The 16,375-nt window shown below is 69.6% G+C and carries 12 protein-coding genes; 6 read left to right on the top strand and 6 right to left on the bottom strand.

Going from position 1 to position 16,375, the window contains the following annotated elements; genetic code table 11:
* The first annotated feature begins 16 nt into the window (after positions 1 to 16).
* From AABA78_RS06695 to AABA78_RS06685, 3 genes are all read left to right on the top strand, one after another.
* On the top strand, positions 17 to 1,213 hold the full coding sequence (locus AABA78_RS06695) for a substrate-binding domain-containing protein (RefSeq protein WP_338262137.1): 1,197 nt from the start codon (positions 17 to 19) through the stop codon (positions 1,211 to 1,213).
* 261 nt (positions 1,214 to 1,474) lie between these two features.
* Positions 1,475 to 2,950, top strand: a complete 1,476-nt coding sequence (locus AABA78_RS06690) for a hypothetical protein (RefSeq protein ID WP_338262136.1) — start codon at positions 1,475 to 1,477, stop codon at positions 2,948 to 2,950.
* Positions 2,951 to 2,969: 19 nt separating this feature from the next.
* Positions 2,970 to 4,457: a hypothetical protein gene (locus AABA78_RS06685; protein ID WP_338262135.1), complete on the top strand. Its 1,488-nt coding sequence runs from the start codon at positions 2,970 to 2,972 to the stop codon at positions 4,455 to 4,457.
* 12 nt (positions 4,458 to 4,469) lie between these two features.
* Here the strand turns inward: AABA78_RS06685 and AABA78_RS06680 are convergent, their stop codons facing one another.
* The 4 genes from AABA78_RS06680 to AABA78_RS06665 form a co-directional block, all read right to left on the bottom strand.
* Complete coding sequence (locus tag AABA78_RS06680; protein WP_338262134.1) at positions 4,470 to 4,706, bottom strand: FruA-associating protein, FapA; 237 nt, start codon at positions 4,704 to 4,706, stop codon at positions 4,470 to 4,472.
* 174 nt (positions 4,707 to 4,880) lie between these two features.
* The gene (locus AABA78_RS06675; protein ID WP_338262133.1) at positions 4,881 to 5,762 is read right to left on the bottom strand and encodes an aldo/keto reductase; all 882 of its coding nucleotides are present in this window, start codon (positions 5,760 to 5,762) and stop codon (positions 4,881 to 4,883) included.
* Complete coding sequence (locus AABA78_RS06670) at positions 5,759 to 6,568, bottom strand: M14 family metallopeptidase (protein ID WP_338262132.1); 810 nt, start codon at positions 6,566 to 6,568, stop codon at positions 5,759 to 5,761. The genes AABA78_RS06675 and AABA78_RS06670 overlap by 4 nt, the downstream gene beginning before the upstream one ends.
* Positions 6,569 to 6,671: 103 nt before the next feature.
* On the bottom strand, positions 6,672 to 7,118 hold the full coding sequence (locus AABA78_RS06665) for a Spy/CpxP family protein refolding chaperone (RefSeq protein WP_338262131.1): 447 nt from the start codon (positions 7,116 to 7,118) through the stop codon (positions 6,672 to 6,674).
* 152 nt (positions 7,119 to 7,270) lie between these two features.
* Between AABA78_RS06665 and AABA78_RS06660 the strand changes: the two genes are divergently transcribed.
* Entirely contained in the window at positions 7,271 to 8,185 is a 915-nt protein-coding gene (locus AABA78_RS06660; RefSeq protein WP_338262130.1) for a CPBP family intramembrane glutamic endopeptidase, read from the top strand.
* 2 nt (positions 8,186 to 8,187) lie between these two features.
* Here the strand turns inward: AABA78_RS06660 and AABA78_RS06655 are convergent, their stop codons facing one another.
* The gene (locus AABA78_RS06655) at positions 8,188 to 9,360 is read right to left on the bottom strand and encodes a serine hydrolase domain-containing protein (RefSeq protein WP_338262129.1); all 1,173 of its coding nucleotides are present in this window, start codon (positions 9,358 to 9,360) and stop codon (positions 8,188 to 8,190) included.
* 182 nt (positions 9,361 to 9,542) lie between these two features.
* On the opposite strand from AABA78_RS06655, the gene AABA78_RS06650 reads away from it, so the two are divergent.
* Positions 9,543 to 10,466 carry a CPBP family intramembrane glutamic endopeptidase gene (locus AABA78_RS06650; protein ID WP_338262128.1) on the top strand — a complete coding sequence of 308 codons (924 nt, stop codon included), beginning with the start codon at positions 9,543 to 9,545 and terminating at the stop codon, positions 10,464 to 10,466.
* A gap of 14 nt (positions 10,467 to 10,480) precedes the next feature.
* On the opposite strand, the gene AABA78_RS06645 is transcribed toward AABA78_RS06650, so the two are convergent.
* Positions 10,481 to 12,583, bottom strand: coding sequence for a sulfatase family protein (locus AABA78_RS06645; protein WP_338262127.1), 2,103 nt, complete (start codon positions 12,581 to 12,583; stop codon positions 10,481 to 10,483).
* Between the two features lie 235 nt (positions 12,584 to 12,818).
* Between AABA78_RS06645 and dnaE the strand changes: the two genes are divergently transcribed.
* A complete protein-coding gene (gene dnaE / locus AABA78_RS06640; RefSeq protein ID WP_338262126.1) occupies positions 12,819 to 16,364 on the top strand; it encodes a DNA polymerase III subunit alpha in 3,546 nt (1,181 codons plus the stop codon).
* The last annotated feature ends 11 nt before the right edge of the window (positions 16,365 to 16,375 follow it).

The raw sequence follows: 16,375 nt of genomic DNA, 5'->3' as shown, positions 1-16,375 counted from the left end.
GAGTACGAGGGGGGACATGAAGCCCCGGATCCTCCTCCTCATTGGGGTGCTGGCCGCGGCGCTGGGGGTGTTCTACCTGCTGGCGGCCCCGGAGGCGCCCCGCGCGCTGACGCCGGAGCCGGAGTCCGCCTCCGCGCCGCTGCCGTCGCGGCGGCGCGTCACGGACATCACGTTCCTCTACAGCACGGAGAAGCGGGCGTGGGTGGAGGCGGCGCTCGCGGACTTCCAGCGGACGCACCCGCGCGTGCGGGTGACGCTGGTGGGACAGGGCTCGCTGGAGGCGGCGCAGGCCATCCTGGAGGGGCGGGAGAAGCCCACGGTGTGGAGCCCGGCGGACAGCGCGGAGCTGCGCATGCTCGCGGCGGACTGGGCGACGGACACGTCGCACGGGCCGCTGTTCGCCACGCAGGGCGAGGCCGCGCCGCATCCGCTGGTCATTACGCCGCTGGTGTTCGTGGGCTGGCAGGACCGGATGGACGTGCTGCGCAAGGCGGACGGCGGCGCGGCCCTGTCGTGGAAGACGCTCCAGCGCGCGGTGGCGAGCGACCGGGGCTGGCCCGCGGTGGGCGGCCCGGCGGAGTGGGGCTTCGTGAAGCTGGGCCACACGGACCCCACGAAGTCCAACTCCGGCCTGCAGGCGCTTCTGTCCGCGACGCTGGAGTACCTGGGCCGCCGCGCGAGCGTGAAGCAGGCGGACCTGCTGGACCCGGGCTACCAGGCGTGGCTCCAGGGCCTGGAGCGGGGCGTGACGCGCTTCGAGCCGTCCACGGGCACGTTCATGACGGACCTGGTGCGCTACGGGCCGTCCCGCTACGACCTGGCGCTGGTGTACGAGAGCCTGGCCATCGCGCAGCTGGGGAACGCGCAGGGGCGGTGGGGGCCGCTGCGGGTGGACTATCCGCCGGTGACGCTGTGGAGCGACCACCCGGCGGCGGTGCTCCAGGCGGACTGGGTGACGCCCGAGCAGCGCGAGGCGGCGCTGGAGTGGGTGGCCTTCCTGCGCAGCCCGGCGGTGCAGGCCCGGGCGCTGGCGTTCGGCTTCCGGCCGGCGGACCCCTCCGTGCCGCTGAAGACGCCGGACGCGGACAACCCGTTCACGCGGCTGGCCGCGCAGGGCATCCGCGTGGACGTGCCGCCCGCGGCGGACGTGCCGGACGCGTCCGTGCTGCGCACGCTGCTGGAGCTGTGGACGCGCATGGGCGTGGGGCGCTGAAAAAACGCACCGCGGGGCCGTCCAAGCGCGGCGGACCGCCGTGGTAGCTTCCCCGCGCGCGGGTGCCGGGCCGGGGTGCCCTCGATGAGTCGAGGGGGAAGTCCAGATGACAGCGCCTCGTCGTGACGCGCCGCTTCCGTCGCCAGGCACTGGCATGTCTGCCATTTCATCCGGCTGTCAGGAATCCCTCCCCAGAAGTGACTCATTGCAGCCCGCCGGGCCGGCCGCGGGCGTATTCCTTCCATGACTGGAAAGAATCACATGTCATCTCATGAAAGCCGCTCGCTCCCTGGGAGCGCCTTGCGGACCCTGCTGGGAACGCTGTGCCTGGTGTTGACCGCCTGCCATTCGGAACCGGGCGGCGGCGGGGACGGTGGCAGCGACGGCGGCGAGAACGGGGGAGCCCCCATCGCGACGGTGACGCGGGACGCGCGCCTGTTGCACGTGGACGAAAGCCAGACGTTCCTCCTGTCCGTCCGGGAGGACGGCACCTACGCGCAGTCCCTGCCCGCGGGGGAGCCCGTGCGCATCGCGGACGTCGTGGAGGCCGCCTACGGCGCGAGCGACGGCAGCTCCGCGGTGATGTGGAGCGCCGCGGTGGGAGGCCTGCGCAAGGTCTGGCTCTGGCGGCCCGGTGCCTCCGGCCTCATTCCCCTCACCTCGAGCGCCCGGGGCGGCGTGCTCCATGACCGCGCGCTCTCCTATGTCGCCTTCCTGGAAGAGGGGGAGAACGGCGTGACCTCCGTCCGCATCGCGCGGATGGCTTCGTGCGCTCCCGGCGCCTGCGTGCCTTCGACGCCGGTGCAGGTCCAGGGGGCGGACGCGAGGCTCTGGAACGGCGGGGGGACGCTGCTCTTCGTGGATGGGATGCGGGCCACGTTGATCGACGCGGCCTCCGACATGGTCACGGCCCTGGGCACGCTTCCGGCGATGCCGGTCCTCTCACCCGGGGGGACCCGCTACGGCTGGGCGGAGGACAACCACGTCGTGCTGTTCGACACCGCCACGGGAGCCCTGCTGTGGGACCACGTCTGGCGGAATGAAGAGTGGAATCCCGGGTGGCTGCCGGCCGGCGCCCCCATGATGCTGGACGAGGTGAACGTCCTCGTGAACACGCAGGGCGCGCAAAGGGGCGCACCGCCGGGCGTTCCGCTGGGGCACTCGCTCTACAAGTGCACGTCCTCGGGATGCACCGAGGCCGTCTCGAAGAACGAGTGCTGGCCCGAGCGGGTCAGCGGCCAGCCGGCCATCTATTGCCGCGAGGAGCTGTGCCCCTTCGTGCGGTGCGACTTCGTCAATTCGTACCGGAACAGCGCGGCGAACTGGCTCTTCGAGGCTGGAGAAGACGGCACCTGGCTGGGACCCGTCTTCTCCCAGGGCTTCCTGGACGCGGCGCGGCTGAAGCCTCAGTCGGGCACGGGCTTCATCGTGGAGTGGGCCTATAACAACGCGACGTCGAAGCTGCTCCTGCAGGGCCCGCAGCCGACGCAGCCGTTCCTGTTCACCCCGGAGCCGAAGCGGCTGTTGTACCGCCAGGCGGTGCAGCGGGCTGACGGCACGCTGGTGGACCACCTCTGGACCTGGGACCGCAGGAATGTGGTCGACCTGGGCTGGGTGGAGGGGACGCCCGCGGAGTCGGGAATCATGCGGGACCACCCGCCCGCGCTCTACCTGGACGTCGCCCAGCCGCGGCCGGACGGGACGCACTCCAATTCCATCATCCGCGTGCCGCTGTAGCTCGAACCTGGAGAAACGTATGTCATTGCGAAGCGCAGGCAGGGCCCTGGGGCTGGTGCTGCTGGGGATGGGGTTGAGCCACTGCAAGGCGGACCCGGACGTGGGGGACGCCGGCGTGGGGGACGCCGGCGTGGAGGACGCGGGTGAGACGCCTGACGCGGGATGGGACGCGGGCCCCCCGGTCCAGATGCTGATGCGGGACGCGTACCTGCTGGATGTGGATGCCCGTCAGCGGTGGCTCGTCGCGGTGGAGTCGGATGGCGGTGGCACGGTGCTCCAGGACCTGGCGACAGGGGAGACACGGCGCATCGCTCCCGCGGCTGAGAGCGGACGCTTCACGAGCGACGGTAACGCGCTGGTCCTCACCCTCTCCTCACAGGAGGGGGGCTCCACCGCCTGGCTGTGGCGGCCCGGCGACGCGGAGGCGTCCGTGATGAGCACCCGCATCTGGGGCCGCGCGGTGGTGAAGGAGGGCGCCACCCCCTACGTCGCCTTCGTCGAGCAGACCGCCGACGGCGGGGCGGACCTGAACAGGGTCTTCCCCCCGGAGTGTGATGGGCAGGCGTGCCAGGTCGAGACGGTGGCGCAGGTCGAGGCAGGCCCGGCCACCGAGCCGGTCCTCGTGGCCGGAGAGCGCTTCCTGTGGATGGCGCTGGGCTCGCGCGTGTGGGCCTTCGACACGGAGCTGGGCACGCTCGCGGAGGCCGGAGGGGATCCGGCCCACTGGCTGCACATCTCCCCGAGCGGAAACCGCTTCGCGCGGCTCACCCCGGAGCGGCACGTCCAGGTGTACGACACCCGCACGCAGGCCCTGCTCTGGGATGTGGCCGCGCCGCAGAGTAACGGAGGCGTCACGCGGGCCGCGTTCTTCGACGAGGACACCTTCATCATCGGCACGTCACTCCCGGTCGGACAGATGCCACCGGATGAACGCTCCTATTCCTGTACTTCGCAGGGGTGCACCTGGATGGGCTCCACGCTCTGCGAGCCCTGGAAGGTGCGCGGTGGGACGGTGATCTACTGCGCGGCCCTGGACTGCTTCGGTAACCGCTGCACGATGGTCTACAGGTTGATGAGACGGCCAGGCGAGGAGTTCTCCTACGTGGGCTTGCTCATCGACCACGCGCCCGCCGTGAGCGACGACCTGACGAGCGCGGTGTGGATGGCCTACGAGCTGCGGGATAGCTGGGGCGGCCCCCGGGTCCTGCGCTGGGACCGCGCGCCGCGCCCGCTCACCTTCCGAACGCGGATCGACATGGAGGTCTTCGACTTCGTGCCGGGGCAACAGCGGTTCGTCTTCGTCAATCCGAAGCAGGGCGCCGATGGCGGCGTGGAGAAGGTCCTCTCGGTATGGGACGGGACGACCGTGGAGGGGGTGGGCGTGGTCGAAGGCCAACCCAGCCGCCCCCTCACCCGGGCCAACCCGCCCGCGCTCTACCTGAACGATACCCAGCGGCAGTCGGATGGCGGTGCCACCTCGCCGGTCATCCAGCGCTTCGCGCTCTGAAATCCCGGACGCCTACCGCGCGTGCGCCACGAACTCCGCGACGCGCAGCGCCCAGGCCTCAGCGGAGTCCAGCTCCGAGCGGGCGTCGGCGTAGCGGTCGAACGACGACTCCGAACCGTCCCGCGCGAAGAGGGCTTCGTTGAAGTCCTTCTGCGCCGTGGTGAGCCACTGGCTCGCGCGCATGCGCAGCCAGTTCGCCACCTGGGGCGTGGGCTCGATCTGGTTCAGGTCCAGCGAAGTGGGGTGCATCTCCACCGACTCTCCATCCTTCTCAAACTCTGGCGTCACGTTCATGGACCGGATGGTTGGCATGCACCCAAGAGCAGGCACCCGGCCCGCATGGACGAGACAAACGTCGATGGTGAGCAGTTGATCGCGCTGAAATCTTCGCTGCTTGACGGAACGCCAGACTGGCGGGCTGCGTCAGATGACGCCATCCCACCCGGTGTCATGGCGGCGGAAGGCGTCCCGGATGGCCTGAAAGGTGGTCTCCGGGAGGGGGCCCTGCTCCAGGGTGCGCGCGTTGGCGCGGAGGTTGTCCAGCCGCGTGGTGCCCACGATGCAGGTGGCGACGCCGGGCGCGAACGCGGTGAAGCGCAGCGCCAGCTCCGGCCAGTCCAGGCCGTCCGTCTGGAGGGCCATGCGCTGCATGCGCTCCCAGTACTCGCCCACGTCGTGCGCGTAGGGGCGCCCCGGGAAGCGCCACGGTGCGTTGGCCAGGGGCCGCTTGGCGATGACGCCCACGCCGCGCTCCCGGGCCTTCGCCACGCCGTGGTCCAGTGAGCGCTGGTCGAAGAGGTTCACGGACGTCTGCACCACCGCGAACGCGCCCGTCTCCAGCGCGGCGTCCAGCCCGGCGTTGTCGCCCGAGTACGCGGCCGCCCGCACCTTGCCCGCCTGCACCGCGCGGGTGAGCGCCTCCACCAGCCCCGGGCGGTGGAGCACGTCCGGCGGACACGAGTGGAAGTGCAGCACGTCAATCACGTCGGTGCGCAACCGCTGGAGGGCCAGGTCCACGCCGCGCGTGATGCACTCGGGCGTCCAGTCCTCCACGCCGGGCACGCCGTAGCCGCACTTGGTGGACAGCACGAACTCCCGGCGCCGAGCGCCGAGGAACCGGCCGATTCGCTCCTCGGACACGCCGTAGCTGGGCGCGGTGTCGATGAGGGTGATGCCCGCGTCCAGCACGCCGTGGAGGAGCGCCTCCGCGTCGGAGTCGCCCAGCGCTTCGCTGCCCACGGGCCCCGCGCCGAAGCCGAGCGCGGACACCGTGAGGCCGCTGTTTCCCAGGGGACGTTGAATCATCGCGTGGGGCCCTCGCCACGCGCGGCCAGGTCGATGAAGCCGCGGATCCAGATGAGGTTCACGGCGTCGCACGCGTCCTGCGACGTGGGCGTGGTGGTCTCCAGCGCGGCGGCATAGGGCACGCCCTGGCGCATGTACCAGTCGGTGACGCTGCCGTCGTGGAAGACGATGAGGCCGTGCTCGTCCGCGTAGGCGTTGTCATCCACCTTGCGGCTCTTCACCACGGTGGCATGCGCGGCGGCGGCCTCCATCAGCGGGCGGTAGGCGGCCTTGTCCCCGAAGGTGTACGCGTACGTCGCGACGCCGCCCAGGTAGTTGTCCTGGTGGATGTCGAGCGCGGCGTCCGGGGCGGGGAAGCGCGCCAGGTCGCTTCTCACGGCGCGCGTCTCCTTGGGGCCGCCGTCGTACAGGGCCCAGCGGAGGATGGGCGGGTCGCCCACGAGCTCGCCGCGCCACTCGCCGGGGGCGATTTCATAGCGCATGAAGTCGTTGTTGGGCTTCTCGCCGCTGCGGTTGTAGCGCGTGCCGTCCTCGAAGCCGGAGGGGTTGATGCACGGGTAGACGCGCAGGCCCACGCCCTTCGACTTCGCGTACGCGACGATGTCCGGCAGGTGCTTCGCGAGCGTCAGCGGGCCGGCGGGTTCCTCGCCATGGAAGCCGGACGTGATGACGAGCCAGCGGTCGCCGGGGACGATGAGGCGGAAGAGGGGATAGTCGCGCCCCCCTTCGTTCACCTGGCCATATTCGGAGAGCTCACCCAGGGAGGCGTGGGAGCGGATGCGTCGCGCGTAGTCGGTGTAATCCACCGTCCGACCATAACCGCGCGCGTCATCCCTGCCCATGAAGGTTCACGGTGAGACACGGGATGTGTCATGCCGAGCGCACCGTGAAGGGACTGTCCGGGTGGGTCTACTTCGCGCCGGTGTGTTCGCGGATGTCGCTGGCCAGCTCCTGGCGCTGGGCCGGGGTGAGCGTGCGGTGGACCTCGAGCACGGCATCCACGGCCTTGTGCGCGAAGGCGCGCGCGGCGTCGATGCGCGCGTCCACCAGGGCGTGGAGCTTCGTGGCGTCGGGCGTGGCGGACTCCAGCTGGGTGACGGCCTCGGCGCGGGCGGCCTGCTGTCCTTCCATGAGCGACTGGCCCTCGGACAGGAGGCGGTACTTCACGGCGTGGATGGAGGTGCGCTGGGCCTCGGTGGCGTTGAGGTCATCCAGCGTGTCGTCCAGCTTCCAGGTGACCATCTGATTGATGCGCTCCGGGTCGGGCGTGCCGCGGTGGTGGCGGCCCCATCCGAACCCGGTGAGGAGGGTGACGGCGACGACGGCGGTACCGGCGATGGCGAGCGTCTTCTTCATGGCGTGTGACTCCAGATGCGTGGGGTTGTCTTTCCCGCTGCTTGACTGGAGCCAATATGGAAGGCGCGGGTTGCGGTGGTTTGAGCCGGGGGTGAAGAAGTGTGAAGGGCGGGCTTCATCGGCGTCACCGGGGAGCACTATCGTCGCGCGCCATGGAATCCCCTTCAGTCCCTGTTGCCTCCGCGCCCGTGCGGCGCCCGCGTGTCTGGACGGTGCTGGTCGCGTTCGTGGTGCTGTTCGGGCTGCTCGTCATTGGCAGCACCCTCGTGACCCACATCGCCACGAGCATCGAAGCGGCGAAAGCCGGCGTGGATTTGAGCGACAGCGTGGCCCAAGCGGCCCTGGCGGAGAAGGTGGAGTCCCTGCCGTGGCCGACCGTCGCGCTGGTGATGATGGTCGGCACCGTGGCGCTGAGCCTCGCGCTCCTGGGCGGCCGGTTGTCCCCGCAGCCCCTGCGCGAGCGGCTGCGCCTGCGGGCCGGAGTGCCGCTGCCAGCCTGGGCCTGGCTCACGGCGGCGGTGGGCTGCTTCGCGGTGGGCCAGTGCCTGGAGAGCCTGGCCGTCCTCACGGGGGCATGGAACTGGACCGGGTCGTTGAAAGGGTTCCAGGCCGCGAGCCAGGGGCCGCTCGGGACCTTCGCGCTGCTGTTGTTCTTCGGTTCGCCGGTGGCGGGCACGGCGGAGGAGCTCTTCTTCCGAGGCTACGTGCAGACGCGGCTGGTGGACCGCTGGGGCCCCAAGGCGGGCGTCGTGGGGGCCGCCACGCTCTTCGGCCTGCTGCACCTGGATCCCATCCATGGCCCCATCACCCTGGTGGTGGCCCTGTTCCTGGGCTGGCTCGCGGTGCACACGGGAAGCGTGCGGCTGCCCATCTTCGTCCACATCCTCAACAACGGGGCGTCCTTCCTCCTCGGTCGCTACGCGCCGCCGTCGTCGGAGTACCCGACCTCCGTGCACACGGCGTTGCTCTGCGTGAGCGCGCTCCTGGTGGTGGGGGCCGTGGTGCTGCTGCGGCGCATCCCCGAAGCCCCGAAGCCGGCGGCGCCTGTAGTGCTCGCGGGTGCGTGAGTTCAGCGTCCGTCCCAGAACGCCATGTCGCCGTACTCCCAATCCCAGGGCACGCCAGCCTCGCCCAACACGAAGCGCACGAGGTGGGGATAGGCAGGCTCGGCACGGACGTCGTTGCTCAGGATGAGCACGCAACGGCGTCCGCGAGGCAGGCACACGAGGGTGTTGGCGGTGCTGTCGTTGTGGCCGTTCTTGAAGAACCCGTGACCTTGCGGACCGTCGAACACCACCACGCCCAGGCCCGCCGCCAGGTCCTTGCGCCGGGCCTCCGGCGGCAGTTCGTCCTGGAGGGTCGGGAACTGGCTCTTGGTGGTGATGGGCAGCTGCGGCGAGGTCATCCGGGTGAAGACTTCCGGCGACAGCCCTTCGCCACGCACCAGCGCGGCGGCGAAGCGCGACAGGTCGTCGAGGGTGGTGTCCATGGAACCGGCCGCGCGCACCCGGCTGCGTTCATCGTGCAGTTCCACGCTGCCGTCTGCCTTCCATCCATCGGCCAGGTTGCTCGCGAAGTCCGGCCGCCACGTCATGCTGGTCGTGCGCATGCCGAAGCGGTCGAACACGCGTCGTTGCAGCTCCGCGCCCACGTCGAGCCCCAGCCCGCGTTCGAGCACGAACTGCATCAGGATGATGCCGTCGCCTGAGTAAGCGAAGCGGCTGCCGGGAGCGAAGTGGATGCGCAGCCGCTCGTCAGGTTCCAGGAAGCCGAAGTTGGCGAAGCCCGCGCTGTGGGTGAGCAGGACGCGCGGCGTGATGTCCCGCCAGCGTTCGTCACCGGCCAGGTGGGACCAGATCGAGTAACGGTCCTCGTCCGGATACTCAGGCAACGGCTTGTCCAGGTACTCCGAGATGGACGTGTCGAGGTCGATGCGCTTCTCGTCCGCGAGCTGCATCACGAGGTACGCGAAGACCGTCTTGGTGATGGACGCGCCATACATCACCGTGTCCGTGCGCAGCGGCTCGCCCTTCGCATCGCGAGCACCGTAGGCCCGGGACGCCACTACGCGCCCGTCGTCAATGACAGCGATGGCCAGCCCCTTCGCGCCGGTCGCGGCCATCGCGCGAGCCGCTTCCGCATCCAGGGCGGCCACGTCCGGAATGGATGGCGTCTCGCGGCGCGCGGACGTCGTTGCACAGCCGCAGACAAGCAACACACCCAGACCCCAGGCACGCAGCACGTTCCGCAATCGGCTCTCCTCTGTTGCGCGGCTCCATCCGCGAAGCCGGATGTAGACCCTATCGTTCGAGGGCAGGCTATCAAGCACTCCAACGGTGGAGCCTGCGGACGATTGCGAGCGAGGCCGGTCCTGCCGGAAAGCGCATTCGCGGCACAGCCCGCACGGGACTACCATCGTCCGCCATGGATTCTCCCTCCGAGCCAGTCTCCGCCGTCACCTCGCCGGTCCCTGCGTCACCGCGCCCGCGCGTGTGGACGGTGCTGGTGGCATTCCTGCTGCTGCTGATGGGGATCCTCGTGGTGAGCATCACGGTGGCCAGCATCGCGATGGCTGTGGAGATCGCCCGCTCGGGAGTGGATCCCCGGGACAGCAAGGCCATCCTGGCCCTGACGGAGCAGCTCAAGACGATGTCGTGGCTGCAGGTGGCGGGCGTGATGACGTCCAGTCTCCTGGGGATGACCGCCGCGCTCCTGGGCGGGGTCCTGTCTCCGAAGCCGCTGAAGGAGCGACTGCGGCTGGGCAAGGGGACACCGTTGCCGGCATGGGCCTGGGGGGCCGCGCTGGTGGGTTGCTTCACGATGGGACAGGCGATGGAGAGCCTGTCCGTCCTCACGGGTATATGGGATTACACGGCGTCACTGAAGGCGTTGCAGGCTACGAGCCAGGGTTCGTTCGCGACCTTCGCGTTGCTCTTGTTCTTCGGCACGCTGGTGGCGGGCACGGCGGAGGAGCTCTTCTTCCGGGGCTATGTGCAGACGCGGCTGGTGGAGCGCTGGGGGAGGTGGGCTGGCATCGCTGGAGCCGCAGCCCTCTTCGGCCTCCTGCACCTGGACCCCATCCACAGCCCCATGGCCCTGATGATGGGCCTGTTCCTGGGCTGGCTCGCGGAGCGCACGGGCAGCCTGCGCCTGCCCATCTTCGTCCACATCCTCAACAACCTGACGTCGTTCCTGCTCTCTCGCTACGCGCCGTCCACCGCGCAGCTGCCGGCCGCCGTGCACGTGACGTTGCTGGCGGTGTGCTCACTGGCATTCGTGGGAGTGGTGATGGCGCTGCGGCGCGTGGATGCCCGGCCTCCGGAGCCCGCCGTGCTCGCCGGGTCCTGAAGCGCTTCCTGGCTTCACGGCCCCACGGCGCCCCGAACCTCGCCCGTCCCATCCGGCAGCTCCGCCGCGAGCTTCGCCCGCAGTGTTGCCACGACGTTCGGATGATCTCCCGCCACGTCCCGCAGTTCCGACGGATCCGCCACCGTGTCGAACAACTGCACCCGCACTCCGTCCGGAGTAGGCAGCTCCAGCAACTTCCACCGACCCAGATACACCCCACGGTGCCGGGCCCTACGCACCGGCCCTTCCCACTCCGGCTTGAGCGCAATCTCCCCCGTGTCGCCCTCCACCATCGCAATCTCATACAGCCACGGATATGGCATGCGCACCGTCTGGTACGGCTGACCGTCCCGGTCGCTGAACCACACGTCCGTCTCAATCAGCGCCGGCACGTCCGGCAGCGGCTTGGGCTCCGCTCCCGGCCGCGCCAGCGACGCCAACGAGCGCCCCCGGAACGACTCCGGCGCGGGCACACCCATGAGGTCCAGCACCGTCGGCGCCACGTCCAGCGAGCGCGCCCGCTGTGCCACCTCCCGCCCTGACGCCACCTTCCCGGGCAGCCGCACCGCGAACGGGATGCGCAGCCCCACGCTGCCCCACAGGTGGTCGCCGTGCCCCTGGCCCAGCCCCTCGTCCTCCAGGTGCTCGCCGTGGTCCGACAGCAGGACCACCAGCGTGTCGTCCCACCGCCCCCGCCGCTCCAGGTCCGCGCGCACGCTCCCCACGAGCCCGTCGAACGTGCGCACCGCCGCGTCGTAGTTCGCCGCCAGCGCCGCGACGTCCTCCGGCGTGGTCGCGGGCGCGTCCGGATCCACCTCCATCCGGGGCGTCGCCCCGAAGCGCCACGGCCCCCGGTAGCCGTGCTCCACGTACTGTCCCTCCTGCGGCCACGGCGCCGCGTAGGGGAAGTGCGTGGACGACGCGAACACCACCAGCGCGAACGGCGCGTTCTCCGGCATCCCATCCAGCACGTGCCGCACCCGCGTGCGCAGCGGGGCCGGATCCGTCAGCTCCGGGAACTCGCTCCGCTCCTCGAACAGCCCCGGCGCCAGCGCCGTCCACGGCAGCAGCGCCACGTGGGTGATCAGCATCCGCTGCCGCACCAGGTCCGGGAAGCGGAAGTCCGGCGCGGACACCACCTGGAAGCCATACGGGAAGCGCGAGAAGTGGTCCCCCGCGTAGTCCGCCACCACCGCCGTGCGGTAGCCCTGCGCTCCCAGCGCCGTGGCCAGCGTGGTGAGCTTCTCCTCGCGCGCCTCGCGTCCCACCAGCGTGTGCACCACCGGGTGCTCGCCCGCGTACTGCGACGTGAGCAGCGTCGTCCATGACGGCGCCGTGCGCGGCACCTGCACCACCGTGTCGTTGAAGCGCGTGCCTTCCCCCATCAGCCGGTCGATGTTCGGCGACGTGGCCCGCGGGTAGCCGTTGCCCGACAGGTGGTCCGGCCGGAGCCCGTCCGACGCCAGGATGAGCAGGTTCGGCCGCGCGGGCCCGCGGGCCTCCGCCCCACCTGCCGTCCGCGTCAGCCCCAGCCCCGTGAAGCCCGCCACCGCCGCCGCGGCCGTCACGCCGCCCAGCACGCCGCGCCAGCGAGGTGACTCCGACAGCCACCGGCCCACCACCGCCAGCACGCTCAACACCGGCAGCACCAGCGCGGCCAGGGTCCAACCCGATGGCTGCGTGCCGCTCAGCCCCCGCAGCACCGCCGCCGTCACCTCCGAGCGCGCATACAGCGTCGCCGCGTACAGGTGCGGATGCCGCGCCATGTCCGCCGCCACCAGGAACCCCTCCACCACCAGGCACCCCAGGCCGCTCAGCCAGAACACCGCGCGCCGGCTCCGCTCCGCCGCCCACAGCCCGGCCCCCAAGAGCGCCCCCAGCACCAGCCCCACCACGCAGTACGCGCCAATGAGCCGCGCCACCTGCCACAGCACCACGCTCCGCCACGTGTTCCAGACGTACTCCGTGACGACGCCGCTCTCGTTCCCCTGGTAACCCAGTTGCATGTTCAGCAGGGCACAGAGCGTGTAGAGCGCCAGGAAGACGAGCAGGCCCGCCCGGCAGCCAAGCAGGAGGGCGCGGGCGAGCGTCGGCGGTGTACGGGCGAAGGCGGGCATCCTGGGGCAGCGTGGTCACGAATCCCACGGTGGCCACCCCACGGCCGGTGGGAGTGCCCACGCCCGGACGGACGGGGGGCGGAATTCCGCTCCCGGTGTCTCCCAGGCCGGATTTCCGGGCCCCGCACACGCGCGTCCCGCTTCTTTCTTCTGGCCCCGTCACTGGACTGGCGAGCAGGGGTTGCGGGCTCTAGTGTTCAGGCGCCTCTTTCTTCACCCGGGAGCCGGAACGCCCATGTCCTTTACCCACCTTCACCTCCACACCCTCTATTCGCTGCTGGATGGGGCCATCCGGATGAAGGACCTCATCAAGACGGTGAAGGAGAAGGGCATGTCGAGCGTGGCCGTGACGGACCACGGCAACATGTTCGGCACCATCGACTTCTACAAGAAGGCGAAGGACGCCGGCATCAAGCCCATCCTCGGCCTGGAGGCGTACGTCGCCGGCCCCAAGGGGCGCGAGGACCGCTCGGAGAAGGTGGCCCACCACCTCATCCTCCTGGCCAAGAACGCGGAGGGCTACGCGAACCTGCGCTACCTGTCCTCCACCGCGTACATGAACGGGTTCTACTACCACCCGCGCATCGACAAGCAGGTGCTCGCGGAGCACAGCAAGGGGCTCGTCGGCCTCACCGCGTGCCTGGGCGGTGAAGTCACGAGCGCGTGCTTCCGCGGCGACATGGACAACGCCCGCCGCGTGGCCGCTGAATACAAGGGCATCTTCGAGCCCGACAGCTTCTACCTGGAGGTCCAGTCCAACGGGATGACCGAGCAGGACAAGGCCAACGAGAACCTCAAGCAGCTCTCGCGTGACCTGGACATCCCGCTCGTCGCCACCGCGGACGCGCACTACATCAAGCGCGAGGACGCCAAGGCGCACGAGCTGCTCATGTGCATCGCCAGCGGCAAGACGCTGGCGGACAACAAGCGCCTGCGCCACTCCACCGACAAGCTCTACGTCACCAGCCCGGAGGAGATGCTCGGCTTCTTCGCGGACTCGCCGGAGGCCGTGCACAACTCCATGCGCATCGCGGAGATGTGCAACGTGGAGCTGAAGCTGGGCAAGCCCATGCTCCCCACGTTCAAGGTGCCGGACGGCCACACGCCGGACACCTTCATGTCGGAGCTGGCCTACGAGGGCCTGCGCCAGCGCTTCAAGGAGCTGGAGGGCCAGTACCCCATCGACCGCGAGCAGTACCAGGCGCGCCTCACGCTGGAGCTGGGCGTCATCCAGCGCATGGGCTTCAGCGGCTACTTCCTCATCGTCCAGGACTTCATCAACTGGGCCAAGGACCACAACATCCCGGTGGGCCCGGGCCGTGGCTCCGGCGCAGGTTCCCTGGTGGCCTACGCGCTGCGCATCACCGACCTGGACCCCATCCCGTACAACCTCCTCTTCGAGCGCTTTCTCAACCCGGAGCGCGTGTCGATGCCGGACTTCGATATCGACTTCTGCCAGGACCGGCGCGACGAGGTCATCAAGTACGTGGGCCGCAAGTACGGCGAGATGAACGTGGGGCAGATCATCACGTTCGGCTCGCTCAAGGCCAAGAGCGTGCTGCGCGACGTGTGCCGCGTCTTCGGCCTGCCCTTCAGCGAAGGCGACCGCATCGCCAAGCTGGTACCCGAGGTCCTCAACATCACCTTGAAGGAGGCCATCGAGATGGAGCCTCGCCTCAAGGAGATGATCGAAAAGCCCCAGAACATCGGCGAGGTGGAGGGCAACCCCGTCACCACCAAGGACGTGCTGGAAATTGCGCTCGCGCTGGAGGGCCTGCACCGCCAGCCCGGCATGCACGCCGCGGGCGTGGTCATCGCGGACAAGCCGCTCTGGGAGTTCGTGCCCGTCTACCAGCCGCCGGGTGAGAAGATCCTCATCACCCAGTTCGCCAAGGACGAGGTGGAGGCCGCGGGCCTGGTGAAGTTCGACTTCCTCGGCCTCAAGACGCTCACCGTCATCCAGCACGCGCTGGACCTGGTGAACCGCAACCACGGCAAGGACATCAAGCGGCACGAGATCCCGCTGCACGACGAGAAGATGTGGCAGTTGATGGCGGAAGGCGACACCGCCGGCGTCTTCCAGATGGAGTCCAGCGGCTTCACCGAAATGGTGATGAAGCTCAAGCCCACCTGCTTCGAAGACGTCATCGCCGCCGGCGCGCTCTACCGCCCGGGTCCGCTGGACTCCGGCATGGTGGACGTCTTCATCAACCGCAAGCACGGCCGGGAGAAGGTGGCCTACCCGCACCCCAACCTGGAGCCGGTGCTCAAGGACACCTACGGCGTCATCGTCTACCAGGAACAGGTGATGCAGATCTCCCAGGTGCTGGGAGGCTACACCCTGGGCCGCGCGGACCTCCTTCGCCGCGCGATGGGCAAGAAGAAGGCCGAGGTCATGCAGGCCGAGCGGGCCGGCTTCCTGGAGGGCTGCAAGACCAACAACGTGGACCTGAAGGTCGCGGGCGAAATCTTCGACCTGATGGAGAAGTTCGCCGAGTACGGCTTCAACAAGAGCCACTCCGCGGCGTACGGCCTGGTCACCATCCACACGGCGTGGCTCAAGGCCCACTACCCGTGCGAATTCATGGCCGCCCTTCTCACCAGCGAGAAGGATAACACCGACAAGGTGGTGAAGCACATCGGCGAGGCCCGCGAGTCGGGCACGCAGGTGCTGCCGCCGGACGTGAACCAGTCCGACATGGCCTTCGGCGCGGTGGAGGGGAAGATCCGCTTCGGGCTGGGCGCCATCAAGGGCGTGGGCGAGGGCGCCATCGAGTCCATCCTGGAGGCGCGCAAGGAAGGCCCCTTCAAGAGCCTCTTCGACTTCTGCGAGCGCGTGGACGGCCGCCGCGTCAACCGCAAGGTGCTGGAGGCGCTGGTGAAGGCGGGCGCCTTCGACTTCGAGAAGCGCCCCCGCGCCCAGCTCTTCGAGACGATTGAGCGCGCGATGAACCGCGGCTCCTCCAGCCAGAAGGACAAGGCCGCGGGCCAGAGCTCGCTGTTCGGCATGCTCGCGGGCCCCGCGTCCGCCGGTACCGGCCTCAAGGACGACTACGCGCAGGTGGAGGAGTGGCCGGAGAAGGAGCGCCTGGCCTACGAGAAGGAGGCCATCGGCTTCTACGTGTCCGGCCACCCGCTGTACCAGTACGAGAAGGAGCTCAAGCGCTACGCGCGGCCCATCACCGCCGTGCAGCGCGCGCGCCGCGACGAGAAGCTCACCGTGGCGGGCATCATCACCGTGCTGCGCGAGCGCCCCACCAAGACGGGCAAGCGCATGGCGTGGGTCACCATCGAAGACCTGTCCGGCTCCACGGAGTTGGTGTGCTTCCCGGGCAAGGACGGCACGCGCAACGTGATGGGCAAGGACGGCAAGTGGTCCAAGCAGGGCCCCAAGCCGGGCTACGAGCACTGGGAGCACCTGCTCAAGTCGGACGACCCCATCCTCGTCACCGGCACCGTGCAGATTTCCCAGCGCGACGAGAACACGCCCACCGCGGAGCTCATCGTCGAGGACATCCAGAGCCTCAAGGCCGTGCGCGAGAAGCGCACCAAGCGCCTGGAGCTGCGCCTGCCCGCGGACGTCGTCACCGAGGAGCGGCTGGCCAGGCTCAACGAGCTGGCGAAGAAGTACGCGGGCGCGACGCCGGTGGCGGTGAGCGTGCTGTTCCCGGGGGAAGCGGAGGCGCACATCTCCGGCACCACGCTCAAGGTGCAGGTGAACGACGATTTGCTCCTCGCGGTGGACCGCCTCTTCGGGCAGAAGGTCGTGGAGTTCGGCTGACAGCGAAAGGA

It is taken from the genome of Corallococcus caeni, from assembly GCF_036245865.1.
Classification (GTDB): domain Bacteria; phylum Myxococcota; class Myxococcia; order Myxococcales; family Myxococcaceae; genus Corallococcus; species Corallococcus caeni.
Note: the sequence above shows the minus strand (reverse complement) of the source record. Positions and strands in the feature narration are given on the sequence as shown.

What these genes read in the sequence shown, in the direction of transcription:
- AABA78_RS06695 (WP_338262137.1), top strand. Translation starts at nt 17, where the DNA reads ATGAAGCCCCGGATCCTCCTCCTCATTGGGGTGCTGGCCGCGGCGCTG.
- AABA78_RS06690 (WP_338262136.1), top strand. Translation starts at nt 1,475, where the DNA reads ATGTCATCTCATGAAAGCCGCTCGCTCCCTGGGAGCGCCTTGCGGACC.
- AABA78_RS06685 (WP_338262135.1), top strand. Translation starts at nt 2,970, where the DNA reads ATGTCATTGCGAAGCGCAGGCAGGGCCCTGGGGCTGGTGCTGCTGGGG.
- AABA78_RS06680 (WP_338262134.1), bottom strand. Translation starts at nt 4,706, where the DNA reads ATGCACCCCACTTCGCTGGACCTGAACCAGATCGAGCCCACGCCCCAG.
- AABA78_RS06675 (WP_338262133.1), bottom strand. Translation starts at nt 5,762, where the DNA reads ATGATTCAACGTCCCCTGGGAAACAGCGGCCTCACGGTGTCCGCGCTC.
- AABA78_RS06665 (WP_338262131.1), bottom strand. Translation starts at nt 7,118, where the DNA reads ATGAAGAAGACGCTCGCCATCGCCGGTACCGCCGTCGTCGCCGTCACC.
- AABA78_RS06660 (WP_338262130.1), top strand. Translation starts at nt 7,271, where the DNA reads ATGGAATCCCCTTCAGTCCCTGTTGCCTCCGCGCCCGTGCGGCGCCCG.
- AABA78_RS06650 (WP_338262128.1), top strand. Translation starts at nt 9,543, where the DNA reads ATGGATTCTCCCTCCGAGCCAGTCTCCGCCGTCACCTCGCCGGTCCCT.
- AABA78_RS06645 (WP_338262127.1), bottom strand. Translation starts at nt 12,583, where the DNA reads ATGCCCGCCTTCGCCCGTACACCGCCGACGCTCGCCCGCGCCCTCCTG.
- dnaE (WP_338262126.1), top strand. Translation starts at nt 12,819, where the DNA reads ATGTCCTTTACCCACCTTCACCTCCACACCCTCTATTCGCTGCTGGAT.